This window comes from Chryseobacterium hagamense, assembly GCF_007991455.1.
Taxonomy (GTDB): domain Bacteria; phylum Bacteroidota; class Bacteroidia; order Flavobacteriales; family Weeksellaceae; genus Chryseobacterium; species Chryseobacterium hagamense.
In genome coordinates this window covers 1-15666 of the sequence record NZ_BJYJ01000048.1, presented here as the reverse complement: position 1 = coordinate 15666, position 15666 = coordinate 1, and the positions used below count along the sequence as shown (strand labels likewise).

At 43.0% G+C, this 15666-nt stretch carries 13 protein-coding genes and 4 tRNA genes; 3 read left to right on the top strand and 14 right to left on the bottom strand.

The window, feature by feature from the left end; genetic code table 11:
- Positions 1–391 precede the first annotated feature (391 nt).
- A complete protein-coding gene (deoD, locus tag CHA01nite_RS19530) occupies positions 392–1102 on the top strand; it encodes a purine-nucleoside phosphorylase (protein WP_146944522.1) in 711 nt (236 codons plus the stop codon).
- Between the two features lie 245 nt (positions 1103–1347).
- On the opposite strand, the gene CHA01nite_RS19525 is transcribed toward deoD, so the two are convergent.
- The 12 genes from CHA01nite_RS19525 to CHA01nite_RS19475 all read right to left on the bottom strand — a co-directional run bounded on the left by CHA01nite_RS19525 (position 1348) and on the right by CHA01nite_RS19475 (position 10653).
- A complete protein-coding gene (locus tag CHA01nite_RS19525; RefSeq protein ID WP_146944520.1) occupies positions 1348–2133 on the bottom strand; it encodes a TatD family hydrolase in 786 nt (261 codons plus the stop codon).
- A 5-nt stretch (positions 2134–2138) separates the two neighbouring features.
- Positions 2139–3182, bottom strand: coding sequence for a hypothetical protein (locus CHA01nite_RS19520; protein ID WP_146944518.1), 1044 nt, complete (start codon positions 3180–3182; stop codon positions 2139–2141).
- A gap of 148 nt (positions 3183–3330) precedes the next feature.
- Positions 3331–4158, bottom strand: a complete 828-nt coding sequence (locus CHA01nite_RS19515) for an SIR2 family NAD-dependent protein deacylase (protein WP_146944516.1) — start codon at positions 4156–4158, stop codon at positions 3331–3333.
- Between the two features lie 18 nt (positions 4159–4176).
- A tRNA-Ala gene (locus CHA01nite_RS20625) sits at positions 4177–4246 on the bottom strand.
- Positions 4247–4252: 6 nt separating this feature from the next.
- The gene (locus tag CHA01nite_RS19510) at positions 4253–6304 is read right to left on the bottom strand and encodes a receptor L domain-containing protein (protein WP_170234783.1); all 2052 of its coding nucleotides are present in this window, start codon (positions 6302–6304) and stop codon (positions 4253–4255) included.
- On the bottom strand, positions 6297–6761 hold the full coding sequence (locus tag CHA01nite_RS19505; protein ID WP_146944513.1) for a hypothetical protein: 465 nt from the start codon (positions 6759–6761) through the stop codon (positions 6297–6299). Before CHA01nite_RS19505 ends, CHA01nite_RS19510 begins: the two co-directional genes overlap by 8 nt.
- A 107-nt stretch (positions 6762–6868) precedes the next feature.
- Positions 6869–6939: transfer RNA gene (locus CHA01nite_RS19500), tRNA-Asp, on the bottom strand.
- 2 nt (positions 6940–6941) lie between these two features.
- A tRNA-Gly gene (locus tag CHA01nite_RS19495) sits at positions 6942–7013 on the bottom strand.
- Positions 7014–7017: 4 nt separating this feature from the next.
- Positions 7018–7091, bottom strand: a tRNA-Ser gene (locus CHA01nite_RS19490).
- A 162-nt stretch (positions 7092–7253) separates the two neighbouring features.
- Positions 7254–8618: an SDR family NAD(P)-dependent oxidoreductase gene (locus CHA01nite_RS19485; protein WP_146944512.1), complete on the bottom strand. Its 1365-nt coding sequence runs from the start codon at positions 8616–8618 to the stop codon at positions 7254–7256.
- Between the two features lie 63 nt (positions 8619–8681).
- Complete coding sequence (locus CHA01nite_RS19480) at positions 8682–9359, bottom strand: response regulator transcription factor (protein WP_146944510.1); 678 nt, start codon at positions 9357–9359, stop codon at positions 8682–8684.
- The gene (locus CHA01nite_RS19475; protein WP_146944508.1) at positions 9349–10653 is read right to left on the bottom strand and encodes a sensor histidine kinase; all 1305 of its coding nucleotides are present in this window, start codon (positions 10651–10653) and stop codon (positions 9349–9351) included. Before CHA01nite_RS19475 ends, CHA01nite_RS19480 begins: the two co-directional genes overlap by 11 nt.
- A gap of 169 nt (positions 10654–10822) precedes the next feature.
- On the opposite strand from CHA01nite_RS19475, the gene CHA01nite_RS19470 reads away from it, so the two are divergent.
- Positions 10823–13189 carry an outer membrane beta-barrel family protein gene (locus tag CHA01nite_RS19470; protein ID WP_146944506.1) on the top strand — a complete coding sequence of 789 codons (2367 nt, stop codon included), beginning with the start codon at positions 10823–10825 and terminating at the stop codon, positions 13187–13189.
- Between the two features lie 278 nt (positions 13190–13467).
- Here the strand turns inward: CHA01nite_RS19470 and CHA01nite_RS19465 are convergent, their stop codons facing one another.
- Positions 13468–14115, bottom strand: a complete 648-nt coding sequence (locus CHA01nite_RS19465) for a tRNase toxin domain-containing protein (protein WP_146944504.1) — start codon at positions 14113–14115, stop codon at positions 13468–13470.
- Position 14116: 1 nt separating this feature from the next.
- Positions 14117–14830: a DUF434 domain-containing protein gene (locus CHA01nite_RS19460; RefSeq protein ID WP_146944502.1), complete on the bottom strand. Its 714-nt coding sequence runs from the start codon at positions 14828–14830 to the stop codon at positions 14117–14119.
- Between the two features lie 201 nt (positions 14831–15031).
- On the opposite strand from CHA01nite_RS19460, the gene CHA01nite_RS19455 reads away from it, so the two are divergent.
- Positions 15032–15418, top strand: coding sequence for a PKD domain-containing protein (locus CHA01nite_RS19455; protein ID WP_146944500.1), 387 nt, complete (start codon positions 15032–15034; stop codon positions 15416–15418).
- Positions 15419–15666: the final 248 nt, after the last annotated feature.

Genomic DNA, 15666 nt, shown 5'->3' with positions numbered 1-15666 from the left:
TGAGAGGGATTTAGGAGCATGAGAGTGTAATCATATGAGAGTCCGGTTGGAGCATGTGGGCGTGTAAGCATATGATATGGTGAAAGTATGAGGATATGAGAGTCCGGTTAGAGCGTTTAAGGAATTATGCTGAAATGCCGTTTTTGAATGGACAGGTTCCGGAATTTATCGGTTACTGTTTTATCAAGTGGAAAAATTATGGTTATGATGCTTTAGTAATGCTCAGTAAGGTTTCAGTAAAACCCCGGCGGTGTTTCAGTGATATTTTGTGGAATTGGTTTACGGAATCACTTTCAACTATATCAATCTATAAATCTATCAGTAGAAGCATGCTTCTTGGGATGTACCGGAATCTGTATTTTCTTATCTTTGCGGTTTCAAATAAAAAATTATGAGTATTCACATCAGTGCCCGGAAAGGAGAAATTGCGAAAGTTGTTTTACAGCCGGGAGATCCGTTACGCGCCAAATATATTGCTGAGAACTTCCTGGAGCATGCAAAACTGGTCAACCAGACCCGGGGTATTTTCTACTACACCGGTCTTTATAAAGGGAAAGAGATTACGGTAGGCGCAAGCGGCATGGGCTTTCCGAGCATCGGCATTTATTCTTTTGAGTTATTTACGGAATACGAAGTGGATACGATTATCCGCATCGGGACCTGCGGTGCCTATACAACGGACCTGAAGGTCTTTGATATCCTGAATGTTGAACAGGCAGCGAGCGAAAGCACGTATGCAAAATATGCGTGGGGTATTGAAGAAGAGATCATTTCCCACCAAGGAAAAATTTTCGGGATCATTAACGAGACGGCAGAAGAAATGTCGCTTGCGGCAAAAGCCACCAATATCCACAGCAGTGATATTTTTTACAGAAAAGACCCGGCTGTTCCGGCGATTGCTACCCAATACAACTGCCCGGCCGTAGAAATGGAAGCTTTCGGACTGTTTGCCAACGCACAACATCTGGGAAAAAATGCCGCTACAATCCTTACGGTTTCGGATATTATTCCGACCCATGAAAACATTTCGGCCGACCAAAGGGAAAAAGCCCTGAAGCCGATGATCGAGCTGGCGCTTGAATCTGCGATCAAGAGTTTGTAACCGATTTATCAGATTTTATAAATTATAAACTTTTAAATATAAGAAAAGAGTGTTTTACGTTGTAGAGCACTCTTTTTAATTTAAACAACTTTTCTGCAGCGAGTATTTTACAATGCCTATTGTAATTTCAATAGACCATACTGATTTTAAATCCATTGATTATCTTATCATCAAAATTTTAAGATTCGCATAAAGCCCGAAGAGCGTTTAAAGCCATGCCTAACCTATTCTTAAAACAAGACATATTATATCCTGAAGAAATTCCGGGCCACTTCCGTTGTCGCGGCGGCCACTTCGGAAAGGTTTATCTTTTTTAAATGGGCAATGGTTTGGGCAACATGCAGCAGAAATGCAGGCTCATTCCTGCGGCTTTGCATCCGGGGCATATTTTTCGGGAGCATGAAAGGCGCATCGGTCTCGATCATCATGCGGTCGAGCGGAACATAACGGATTACCTCTTCCAGATGCTTAAACCGGTTGTGATCGCTGATCGCTCCGGTAAATCCCAGATAAAACCCTTTATCAAGATAGATTTTCGCTTCCTGCAGAGTTCCGGTGAAACAGTGCACCACGGCTTTTGGAAGCCGGGATCTATATTCATCCGTAATTTCGTTGAACTTTTTAAAGGCAGCCCGCTCATGAAGAAACAATGGTTTTTGGACCTCAACCGACAATTCCAGCTGGGCGCGATAACATTTTTCCTGAACGGATCTCGGCGAAAAATCACGGTCGAAATCCAGTCCGCATTCCCCGACGGACACCACATGGTCCTGTTGCAATAATTTCCTGAGTTCGCCGATGCTTCCGTCGTGAAAAGATTTTGCATCGTGAGGATGGATTCCTGCCGTTGAAAATAAAACGTCGGGATACTCTTCTGCAATTTCCGCCGATTCCTCACTTCCCCGGACGCTGGTTCCGGTGAGGATCATCTGCTCTACTCCATGCTCAAGAGCACGGTTGATGATTTCTTCGTGTTCGTTATTAAACTGTTTATTGGTTAAATTAATTCCGATATCGATATAAGTGTTCATTTTTTTTATTTTGCTCGTGTTGTAATTTTCCAGTTTTCAGTTTGGTTGGGATTCGTTTCTTTTGATACGACCAGCCTGAAACTTATTTTCCTCTTTTCCTTATTGGTAAAAAGGTTGAATCCAAGGGTGCCGATCGTCGTATAACTTTCAGAAAGAGCATTATTCCGGTAATAGGATGCAATTGTACCGAGTTCCTCCAGACTGCTGTTATTCTCCAGAAAGCCTATAAAATCACGTGCTTTTCCAAGAACAGACTTTTCAGAAAAATCATTTGTTTTAAAATCCCCGTCAAAGACTATGGTCAGATTATCGCATCCGGAAAGCTCTACGGAAATTTCTTTATTGCTATCCTTGTATTTTTCATTGATCACTTCCGTATAATTGTGCATGTCAATGGTCTCTTCATGCTTCGACGCATTTTTTAAGACTTTCTTATTTTTCCATTTTGCCAGTTCACAGCGGTTAAGATAACTTTCTTCATACACATTATGTTCCCTGTAGACAAAGGACAGATGGGCTGATGCCAGACTGTCTTCCTGATGGTCAAAATAGGTTCTGTAATTTTTAACAGCCGTTGCTTCCAGTTTTCCATTCCGGTAAACGATTTCTTCCAGTATATTATAGGAAAACGGGGCATACGTTAAAATTTCATGTTTTTGGAATACCGTATGATCCTTTCCCATGATTAGATATAGAATTTGAGAATTACTGTTGGCATTACCGCCAAGCATTCCTGTCGAAGTTCTGGTTATAATATAATCCATAATTCCATCACTATTGAGATCTTCGGAAGCCATTTTATCAAAGTATACTTCATACGGATCTCCGTCATTAGGAAAAGAAACAGTGTATGTTTTGTAGTATGTTTTATGATTCCGATCTTGCCGGGCCTCCTCATCTACCAAAAATTTCAGAATATCGAAATCATTTTTTTCTGAAGGCCGGCTTTCTTTTTCCACAGCTTCCGGTTTTTTCTTCTTCATGATTAGTTGCTGCTTTTCTTCTTTACAGGAAATCATAAACATGAAGATCAATACAAGGTATTTCATAGAGTTGTGCAGGAAATTAAATGATATGCTAAATGCCCAAAATTCCGGCTTCAAATCTAATATAAATTTTTAAGATATGATTCTGCTGTTAGGGTGATTACTTATTTATATAGGTATAATGTGCCTTTTCTGCCGCAATTATATCAATTCAGGAGGTTATAATTTCCTCCATCATCTTTTTTAATTCCGGAAGTGCGACAGAGCTGCTTTCCCGGATGGAATACAAGGTCTTGCTTCCTTTTAGAATAGCATCAAAAAACGTATCGCTTTCAGGATTGATGAGCACGATCCATTGGGCACGCATCTTTACGGTTTCCACAATACCAACGGGAAGAGCCGTAGAACCTGAGGTTCCGATTGCAAAAAGAATATCCGTATGATCGGCAATGTCATAAGCCGTATCAAAATGATAATTCTTTTCGTTGTAGCTTTCGTCAAACCACAATGTATTCGGCCGGAGCCAGTGGCCGCATTTTTTACATTTCAGGTGGCCGATCTCTTCCGGGGTCAGGTCTTCGGTATATTCTTTCGGCAGAATGGTTTCCGGAACATCAAACGGCTCGCTGCATTCCTTGGAACAGCGTACTTTGTGCTTGCTTCCGTGGATTTCATACACCTTTCGGGTGCCTGCTTCCTGATGCAGTCCGTCCACATTCTGGGTAATCAGCCTGAAGCGGTCGCCCAGCAGCTTTTCGATTTCCGTAAGGGCCAGATGTCCGGGATTGGGTCTGGCTTCTTCGATCATCTTTTTCCAGAACAGGTTGTACTGCCAGACTTCTTCCTGGTTTTCGCTAAAATACCGGTAAGTTCCGAATTCCTCGGGACGGTGGTATTTGGTACCTTTGATCCAGATCCCGTCGATGGACCGGTAAGTCGGCAAACCACTTTCCGCAGAGATGCCGGCACCGGTAAGGAAAGTAACGTATCCGTTTTTTTCCTTGAGTATTTTATTTAAAATTTCTTTTAGCTCTTTCATTGTATTTCATTTTAAAACAGAAACAAACAGGGATCGAACCTGTAACTTTTCTCCGCTCGAAATGTTTTTCCCATTAAACTATTGTTTCTTTATTTTAGGTCTCTGCTTCCAGGAGAGAAAAATATTCTTCTGCCGTTAGCGGCCGCACCTCTCCTTTCGGGATCACTTCTTTTTTCAGTTCGCAGAGCAGCAGATCGCCCTGTCTTTTCAGTGCTCTGATGTGCGGGATTACATTTTCATGAATCCTGAAGGTCGATGCGATGGCCTCCAATGCATTGTTTTTATACTGCGGTTCTATCCAGAGCCAGTGTTCTTCGTTGGTAGACGGGCACCAGCACTTCACTGCGTACGAATGTTTCTCTCCTATTCCCCAGACAGAAATTCCGAGCTTTTCGTTTTCTATCCGGTAGACTTCATAATGATTGATTCTCTTTACCGCAGATTCGTTTCCATTTTTGTCATATTTAAAATAACTGACCCGGATTTCTTCCTGATTGATCTTTTGGGCGCCAAGCTTCGTCATTAAAGTTCCGACACCCAGGTAACTGAAACAGAAAAGCCGGAACTCGCGGTCGTTGCTGTTGAAAAACTTTTCAAACGCAATGGGTTCCGTGGTATCCCAGAGCCTTTCTATTTTATTTAAAATTTTTAAAAAGTGAGGGGTACTGTAATTCGTCCATTCCCTTTCATATTCCCGGGTGATAAAATTCCGGAAACTGCGGTGCCTCAGCTTTAAAACGGAAACCAGGTCCTTTAAAGCCGGCAGATCCGGCCCACCAAAATTCCGTACCGGTTCCCTGGCGATCAGGCATTGGTCTTTTGTAGCAACGATACGGTCTGTCACTTTAAAATAAATATGGTTCGCCAGATCCTCAAAATTTCCATTTTCGTTGTAGAGATAATGGTTGATTTCTTTTAATGCCGGAAATTCTGAACCTGCCTGCCGTTCGTCTGTGAAGTAATTAATGTATTCCAGCGATCTGAAATTCACGCTGCCACTGAAATGTATTGCCTGATTAATTCTTTTCAGATGATCGAATTCACAATATTTATACATGACCAGGGTTCCTGCTTCAACCAGGTTTTTCGCTACAATATTTGCTGTATTAAAATGCCGGGTCACTTTTTCAAGCTTCGTAAGTTCGCATGTTTCGGAACTGTTGTTATAAATATCTCCATCTATTACTTTCAGTTCAGGCATACCGGCAGCCGATGCTCTTCCGATCAGGACGTTTCCCGACCTTTCCAGTACCGGAAAACAGGCGTGGGAATTATTGTTCAGCTGTATATACCCTTCTAGGACAAGCAGTTTTGGAAAATCAACCTTTGTACTTTCTATCTTTAAAGCGCCGCTGATCCTTCTTAATTCGGGAAATGCTGTTTCAGACCTGATCTTTCCCCGGAGCCTGAGCGAGCCCCGGATCAGTTCAAGCTTCGGAAAAAACGTATTCTCAACCAAAATATCCGTATTTTCGATGACGAGGGTTCCGGTTATTTTTTTGAGTTCCGGAAATCCGATCTCCGATGGCGTTTCCGATTTTTTCCTGCCTTCGATTTTAAAAGTACCGTGGATCGATTCCAGTTCCGGGAACGATGCATTTTTACCGAAAATATTGATTTTCCCGTACATTTCACGGTGCGGAAAAACAATACCGTCCCCGAAAACATCGGCATTAAAAATTCCGTCTTTCGGCAGGCGGTCCGCTTCATACTGATGGTGGATGGGAATGATGATCCTTCCCTGGGCCAGTTTTTTACCTCCCGCATAGACCACGGCATTTTTCAGGTCAATGCTTCCTCCTACCGTCATTAAATTTTTAAAACTGAAATCGACGATGCATTTTACATTTCCTTTTACCTTAACAAGCTTATCCAGTTCCGCCTTCCGGTGCATGGAAAAATTTCCTTCAACGGTCTTCAGATGATTAAGCACACAACGGCCGGCATCGATGGAGAGATTACCTTTTACTTCCGTAAGATTTGGAAAAAGGCATCCCTCACCGCGAAGCAGCAGGTTACCATTAATTTCCGTGCAGTCAAAACTGGTATTTTTTGCGTAGATCTCTACCGAAGAATATTCATTAAAATCAATTCGCTGAAAATCCTCTTCGGAGAATATCCTGTATTTTTTAAGTGTTTCAGTCATAGGCATTTTCGTTGAGTTGGGTGATGGGATTATATTCCTGCTGAATGTATTTGATAAAATACCCTCTTTCGAGACGGAGCATCTTATGTTCGTTGTGGGTAACAAAAGCATCTTCGGCAATGCAGAACACTTCGGTACTGTCAGTACGGTTAATCACTTTATAACCTGAAGCCTTCAGGATATGCTGATTGCTGGTTTTTTCAAGGCAGTATTCCTTGTAATCTTTCGTGTAGCCTGCAATATCTTTGATTTTTTCTTTATTCCCGACCGGTCTTTTCTCCTTTAAGACTATTTCAGCCTCTTTCCTGATTTCCTTCTTTACCGGTTGCGGCCGGCTGATTACCGTTGGCCTCACCACCCGGGGCGTTTCCACAGGCGGTCTTTCTCGCCACTGCATCGGCACCGGAACTTTAACTTCTTCGATAATTTTAAAAAAAATCAATAGTCTTTTAAACATAACCTTCTATTTTATAAAGTAAAAGAAAACCGGGGTCGAACCGGTAAAATACTCTTCCGCGAGCACGTTTTTCCGGATTAAACTATTTCTTTTACGGTTTTATATCGGGAGCGCAGCAGGACCCGAACCTGCATTTCCGGCATGATAAGCCGGTGTCCTTCCATTAGACGATGCGCTCTTAGAAACGGACGGGGCCCGAACCCGCAACCCCTGGCGTGGCAGGCCAGTGCTCTTCCGTTGAGCTACCGTTTCAACCTGGGGAGATCAGCAGGATTCGAACCCGCATCCATTCTTAGCAGGAATAAATTTTTCCGATTAAACTATGATCTCCGTCCGGGAAACTCAACAGGAATCGAACCTGTAATTCTGCATGGTTAGGTGCAGTGTTTTTCCATTTATCACTATAAGTTTCTTTCAAAAAGTATGGGACTGATACCCATGTCCTCCGGCATCGCTTTTCCGGTACTCTATCTGAGCTAACATTTATACTTATTACCAGCTGTGGATTTTATAATTTTTCAGTAAAACCCCGCTGTAACAATTCCCGTTGATTCCTTCCACCACCGGATACAGGATCCTTGCCGCACCATCCACCGGATCCAGAGGCGGAATGTATCCCTGCCCGAATTGTTTCTTCCGTAAACTTTCCTTCGCTCCTGTAGAGATCCATCCCACGTCCACTGCCGTCATATAGATCTGCTCTTTTTCAAATTCCCTGGCCGACGTCAGCGTCAGCATATTCAAAGCCGCTTTCGTCATGTTCGTGTGCGGATGGAACATCGTTTTGTTGCGGTAGCTGAAGATCCCTTCCGAAGATGTGACGTTAATGATGAATCTCTCGTGAAAAGGAGAAGCTTTCATCAAAGGTTTCAGCTCTTTGATCAGAAAATACGGCGCAATGTGATTGATTAAATTCACCTCCACCAGTTCGTACATCGAAACCTCTTCCAGGGTGGAATTCCAGCTGGTCTTCTCACGCCCATCCACCGGCTGCCCGAAACGCGTCAGTTCAACCGGAGTTTCTTCATTTTGCGCATATTCCAGTTTTCCGACCTCTGCGGAAACCGGTGTTGTATTGGGAATCAATTTCTGATTGTTTTTAAATCCGACCAGCATTTCGTTTTCCCTTCTGATGGCCGGCAGATAATAGTCATCCGGATATTTAATCGTCTGGGCCGCATTGTTGATCAGAATATCCAGCGTCGCGAAATTCGATCTGTAAAAATCGATGAACTGCTGAATGGCTTTCAGGTTCCTCAGGTCCAGCCCATAGATCCACAGCCGGTCTTTCCAGTCTTCATAATCGGCTTCCTTCTGCAGAGTTTCCAGGGCCAGTGCCGGAAAACGGGTGGTTAAGACCAGGCTGGCTCCGTTTCTCAGAAGTTTCAAAGCAGTGGCAAAACCTACTTTTACCCGTCCGCCCGTTAAGATGGCATTCCGTCCCGTTAAATCTGCCGAAAGAAAACGCTTCCCGTAATTTTCTTCCGCACAGTTCGGGCACAGCCTGGTGTAAAAGGAATGGGCGTACTGATAGCTTTGGTTGCAGCAATAACAGTTCTTCGGGATCTGTAATTTCGTAAGCTGCGTTTCGTCTTTTTCGTCATCATAAAAATCGGAAACACCCGCCAGCGCATTTTTCATCAGCACCGATCCGGAATTCACTTCCAGATCCTGCGCCTTCATCTGAAAATAACTTTCCTGTCGGTTCTGCTTTTTGGCATTCTTATGGATTTTCGTGATCAGACCTGAAAAAACCTGATTATCGGGGTTCTGAAAAGGCTCGTCCTTCAAAGCATTCAATACCTTGAGGCAGGATTCCCAATCGTTTTGCGTAAAATGTTGATGAAAAGATTCCATTGCTTTTTATTACACCGACAAAATTATCGGGGTAGTACGCAATGTTTTTACGCAGAAAAAAATTTAATCCGGAAATTCGATATTGAACCCGATACCGCGGACGGCATCAAACCGGATCCGCGGGTCATGCTGCAGGTTTTTCCTGAGCCGGGTCATGAAAACGTCCAGGCTTCTTCCGAAGAAATAATCGTTCTCGCCCCAGATGGCTTCCAGGATTTCTTTCCGGCTGATGACCTGATGATTTTTTTTCGAAAGCAAAAGCAAGAGATCCGATTCTTTTTCGGTAAGCTGTATGATGTCGTCTTTAAAGATGAGCCTGAACTGCGAGGGAATAAAAGAATAACTGCCCATCCTGATGACCGGTTGCACCGGTTGTTGCTGCCGTTTCAGGATATTTCTGATCCGAAGAATCAGCTCCTCCGGTTCACAGGGTTTGGTAATATAGTCGTCTGCCCCCAGTTTCAGTCCTAAAATCCGGTCGATGCTCTGGCCTTTTGCCGTTAAAAACAGAAATGGGATTTCCGAAGTCTTTCTGATTTCCCTGGAGAGTTCAAAACCGTCCATCACGGGAAGCATGACGTCCAGGATTGCCAACTGGTAATCGTTTATCAGTTTTCTGTCATTCAGGACTTCTTCCGGATTCGGAATCCAGCGTACTTCAAAATCCGAAAACTCCAGGTACTGCTTCAGGACCATTCCCAGATCCGGATCGTCTTCCACCAGTAAAATTTTAGGCTTCATCGGGCATGGTAATTTTAAATGAAACGCCTTTTTCCCGGGACCTGACTTCAATGCGGCCCCTGTATTTATCAACCATTCTTTTCACCAAAAAAAGGCCGACCCCAAGACCGCTGGTATGCTTATTCGCTTCCCTGCTGATGCGGTAATACTTTTCAAAAATATTCCGGCACTCTTCATCCGGGATCCCGATTCCATTGTCGGAGACCTCAATTTCTACGGTTTTGTTCATGATGACGGAAATTTTAACTTCGTCAGCTCCATATTTCACAGAATTGTCGATGAGGTTATCCATCATCTGTCTGAAATCATTCAGCTCAAGGAATTTATTTTCAGAAAATAAGACGGTACCGTTGAAACGGATGGTAATAAATTGTTTTTTAATCTCATCGAAATAATCTTCAAGGTCTTTTTTATCCAGCAAAACATCTTCGGTGTCATGGTTATAGATCGAGGCTACAATTTTTTCCAGTCGCCTGATCTGGCGTTCCAGCAAAGCTTTGGACTCCGGATTCGAGGAACGGGCAATGGAAAACTTCAGGGTGGTAATCGGCGTATTCAGCTCGTGGGCAATCGAATCGATGGTGGTATACAGCTGGGCAATCTTCTTTTCCTGGCGGTTCAGGTTACTGATGCTGTTCCGGAAGAGGATGATGATCAGGGCAACGATCAGCAGGCTGATGATGATGAGCGGAATGATTTTTCTTAAAATCAGGAATTGGAGGTTGAGCAGCTGAAAAGTAGACCGGGATTTCACAAGATATGCATTCTTCTCACTCAGATTACGGCCGGTGTCTTTACTGGTCTGGCGGCTGGTCCATTTTCCTTCATTCACGACCAGAGGCTTTCTCATTTTTTCCATCGTCTGATACAGGATAACGGAACGTTTTTCGGGCAACAGCTGTTTTTTCCGCACCTCATCATATACGGAGTAGATCTCATTTTTCATGGCGATCCGGAATCCGGAACTTTCAGCATTTTTCCTGAGCATCGCATCCAGCTTTTTGCTGTAAAAAGCTTCCGGGAGGTACAGCTTTTCCGGATGCGTAATTTCCTCCTTCTGAATAACGATTTCTCCTTTCAGTTTCTCAAAGTCCTGTACCAACCGGTCTTCCCGGACTCCCGTCTGGGCCTCTTCCATCTTTTCCTGTATTTTTTCAGCCATCACCTGGGCCTTCCGGTTCAGCTCTTTTTCTTCCAGACGGTAGGAATTGTAAATATAATACCCCTGCAGGGCAACCAGCACCAAAAGGCTGAATGCGAATGCGGCGACGGTGATGTTTTTCTTCCTGTTCATTTATTACGGCAGACTATTGTTTTTTAATTCGGAACCCTCCTGATCGATGTTGTACTGACGTTTCAAAAATACAATCAATTTCCTTTCTAAATGCCCATTAACCTTGCATTAACCGTTCATTAACAAAACTTTCCGCGAGATCGCCTCAATTTTGGAGAAAATTATTTAAATGAAAACATCACTACCAAAAGCTTACGGAATGTTGTTATTATTGCTTCCGGTACTTTTATGGAGCCAAAATATACAGGGCCATGTCGAAAATATGAAAGGTGAGGCGGTTGCCGAAGCCGCCATTGAAATCCGGGAAAGTAAAAAGACGGTATATTCCGACCGGGAAGGTAACTTTATTCTGGAAGGTATTGCCGCTTTTCCCGTTTCGATGAGCATTAAAAAACCGGATTATGGAGATTATGAAATCGTGATTGAAAACAATACCCCCCTGAACATGATCCTGAAAAAAGACACCGTAAAAGATATTGAGCAGGTAAAGATAACCGCCAAAAAACCTCTCCTGAAAAGGAAGATCGACAGGCTGGAATTCAATATCGATCAGACCCCGCTGCAAAACCTGAATGCCTGGGAAATCCTGAAAAATACCCCGAACATCCTGGTAAAAAACGAAGAACTGAGCGTCCGGGGGAATTCGCAGATTATGGTGACCATCAACGATAAAAAGACATTAATGAGCCAGGAACAGCTGAAGCAGCTTCTGGAAAACACCGACGGCAACAACGTATCTTCTGTGGAAGTAATCACCAACCCGCCTGCAAAGTACGAAGCCCAGGGAAGTGCCATCATCAATATCAAAATGAAGCAGAATGTGCTTTCCGGCTATAAAGGACGAATTTCCACCCGCTACACCCAGGCCACTTATGCCAAAGGGCTGATCGGAACTTCCCAGTCTTACAACACCGGGAAATGGCAGCTGACGGGAAATTATAATTTTGTGACCGGAAATTATGTGCGCTATAATTACGATGTCGTTACTTTCGATCAGGATAAAACCCGGTGGGAAAGCGATATGGTAAGAAAAACAAATGCCCGCGAACAGCATGTGTACAATTTTTCCGGACTGTACGCTCCGGACAGCCTTTCTACCGTTCAGTTCGGTTTTGACGGCAATAATTCACCGGATAGGAACGGCCATTACCTGATTCCGACCCGGATTTTCAATACGGAGACCGGTCAGCAGCAATCCTATTACCTGACATCCAATCAGAGAAAACTGTACAACAACAGCTTCAACGGTTATCTGACCTATGACCGGAAATCGGGAAACCATACCCTGACCTGGGCGAATAATTTCAGCACCAAACGTTTTAAAGAAAGCCAGGATGTGGAAACCCTCCTTGATTTTGCAGGCCAGCCGGAAAATACAAACCGTTTTGCCACCAAAAACGCACAGGATATTTCCCTGTATTCGTCCCAACTGGATTACCGCTATACTGATGATAAGCTGACATTTGAAAGCGGATTGAAATACAGCTTTGTAAAAAACCAGAGCGGCCTCAGCTTTCTGGACGGAACTTCCGGAGTGCTGATTCCGGAGCCTGCAAAAAGCAACCTGTTCCGTTACCATGAAAATATCTTTGCCGCTTATCTTTCGTCCGAATACAAATGGAAAAAATGGGAAATGAAAGCCGGCCTGCGTTCTGAAACCACATTGATTAAAACCGGATCCGATAATCCCGTTGTTGAAAACCGGACGTTAAAGACAGGGCTCTTCCCCACTTTATACCTGATGTACAGTCTGAAAGACGGCCAGCAGCTAGGGTTTTCTTACGGAAAAAGAATCGACCGCCCGAATTACGATTTCCTGAACCCTTCAAAATCCTATTATAATCTGTATGCATATTTTCAGGGAGATGCCAATCTCAGATCGGCGGTCATCCATAACCTGAGCCTTACCTACACCTTAAAAGACTGGAATTTTGAAACGTATTTCAGCTATATCAAGGATCCTTCCATGGAAATTTCCGTACAGGACCCGCAGACTTTCGAAACCGTCTATCATTATACCAATATCGACCATGGAAAAAATATCGGGGCCAATTTTTCAAAAAGCTTTTCCATTAGACCTTTCTGGAAGCTGAATCTCTTTGCAGCCGGCGAATACCAGGAAAGTTATTTCTTCGGAACCGATACTGCCCTGTATAAGAATGATGTTTTTTTCTACAACGCCAATGTTTCCACACAAATTACGCTGGATAAAGCCAAAACCTGGGACCTTAATGTTTCCTATGTCTACAATTCGAAAACCATACAGGGATCTTTTGATATCAGTCCTTCGCAGAAGACAACGGTTATCATCAATAAAAAAATGTTTGACAAACATCTGGAAGCCGGATTGGTATTCAACGATATCTTCCGCACGGATAAAAATACGCTTTCCACCAGGTACGCCGATCAGAATCAGTATTTCAAAGATTACCGGGATACCCGGTATTTCATGATCAATCTGAAATACAATTTCGGAAACCAAAAGGTAAAAGAAGCTAAAACAGGAACAAAAACCGCCGAGCAGAACCGGTTGTAAAAATTGGCAGAACGATTAGCATCAATAAAGATTTACTGAATAGTCTGTTTTAAAGTTACGAAGAGACGGCTCTCCACAGAATAGGATGAATCCTATCGAAACCGCAATTTAAAACAACCTGTAATCATAAAATCAGGATATTTTAAAGCCAGTATTCAAATCAGGTTATAAAAATTAAGATCTTATTTTTAAACAAAGCCATATCTAGAATAGACAGAAAAAGACATGCGGCTTCCTTCTTCTTTCTCCCAACCTGTTAATCGGGTACATTAATTTATTTAGTCATTAATAAAAATTTCCAGGAAACCGATCAGCCTTGTTCCGTTATGGCTCCACCGGATGCCGTGGCCTTCCGCTTCCCGGACTTCATACACAAGTCCGTGCTTGTAATGGAAGAAAACATTCCACCAGGTTTTATGATCGAGGATATAGTTTATTTTTTCCATGACCACCTGCTGTTTCTGCCGGTTGTTGCCTTTCACCTCACCCCAGAAACGGTCGTCCCTTCTTCCCACGTGTTTTTCCCAGGCTCTCTGAGCGATGGTAATTTCGCTGTTAAAAGGTTGTTCACAGGCTTCAAACAGGGTTTTCCGGAACGGCGGAACGGCTTTCTCATCCCGGAGGCTTGCGGAAGTCAGCCGTTGGCCCAGAAGATTCAGCCAGTGCTCAAAAGGTATTTCTTCCAGCTGTTCCGCTTTCTTCTTTGCTGAACTTTCAGATCCGAGGATAAAAAGGAACAGCCGGAAACTTTTATCGCGGTCGGGTTTGATTTCTTCATTAAAAAAAGGCAGGTCCCAATTTAAAAGCCCGTCCTTGAATTTCGCAATATTTTCTTCTATTGATTTCAGATGTTCTTCCGCTAAAACGGCCTGGTACTTCTGTTTCCATTTATCTGAAAAGAAAGGAACAATTTCTTCAACGTTCATGTTAAAACATTTTAATCAGGTTTACAGGAAGTTTTTCCTCTACGATCAGATACCCGATCAGGTTAAACCAGTTTTTACAGTGATCCAGAATCCATGCATCGGAAGAAACGGCAACGTCCGCATGCTCTGCCAAAAATTTATCAGGATTAAACTCCAATATACCGTTCCAGTCCAGGTGATGCTCGACGGCATAATCCAGCACCATCTGTTTGATTCTACCGCTGTTGGATACCGGTTTATCGAAGATCCAGACCAGCTCTTTCGCTCCTGACTTCCTGAAAAATTCTGCCACCAGCTCAATGGACGTCTGGGTCTGCATCACCCTTTTATAGGTTCCGTGTACACCCGAGAGATCCCGGAAGCAGCCATCAGTCCCTTCAAAAATGTAAGCCCCTGAAAGCAGGCTTTCCAGTAAAATCAAGACGTTGAATCCATCCAGATGAATAACTTTATCTTTTAAATCCTGATATTGAAATTCTTTCGATGCCCTGCCGGCGATCTGGGATTGCGAAGCCGCTGCACCGCGAACCGCCTGGATCTGACGGGTTTTCAGCCGGTAATGATTGCCCACCAGTTCCGAAGCTGGCCTTTCGGGATAATTCCGGCTGAGCAGATAGTGCATATCCTGAACAGCAGACTTTAGCTTATCAAGTTGTTTTTCCTTTCCGAATAATTCATCATCGCCTGTATTTTTTCCACGGTTCCTGTTGTTCATATCCAAAGGTAAAAGTTATTTTTCAGGCTGAGGAAATAATTTCAGGAATTTCTTTTATTGATATTTAACAGAACAGCAGACTACTTCTACCTACAACAAAGATCAGCTTTTTTAGATAAATTAAAAAAAAATTAAATTTTATTACACAATCTCTACTTAACAGACCTTATGATTAGATTTGTATAAATAAAATGTATCAATATGAAAAGATTTTTCTTTATTATTTCCGTGATAAGCCTCGGCTTATCAAGCTGTTCCAGCGACAACAATGAAATCCCTACAAAGTCGTCCGAAACGGCAGTAGCGAACTTTAAGGTAGCTACAAAAGATGGCACTGTAAATGAACAGCAGACGTTTACTTTTGAAAATAACTCCAAAAATGCCGTTTCTTATCTTTGGGATTTTGGTGATGGGGTGACTTCTACTGCAAAAGTTCCTACTTATGCTTATCCTTCCTGTGGTTACTATACTGTAAAACTTACAGTAACGGATTCCAATGGCAAAACCAATACCGTCTCGCATGATCTCCCTGCATTATGCATTTTCGGAGGACATCATCCGACACAACCTGCTGCAACGGATTTTTAAAACAATCTTACATGTATAAAAAAAGGGTTCGTCTCACAATTAGTGAAACGAACTTTTTTTATGATTTTCTCGACTTCCCATTGGAGAATAATTTTCAGCCGATTTCAAGCCCGCATCATTAACTTATGATATCTACTTTTCATTTATCTCCAAACCCTGAAGGTTTAACCTGCATGTCTTATTTAATCTCCTTATACTTCGGCACCAGTGCTTTCATTACGCCCCAGGCGATCAGGTAAGCCACGGCT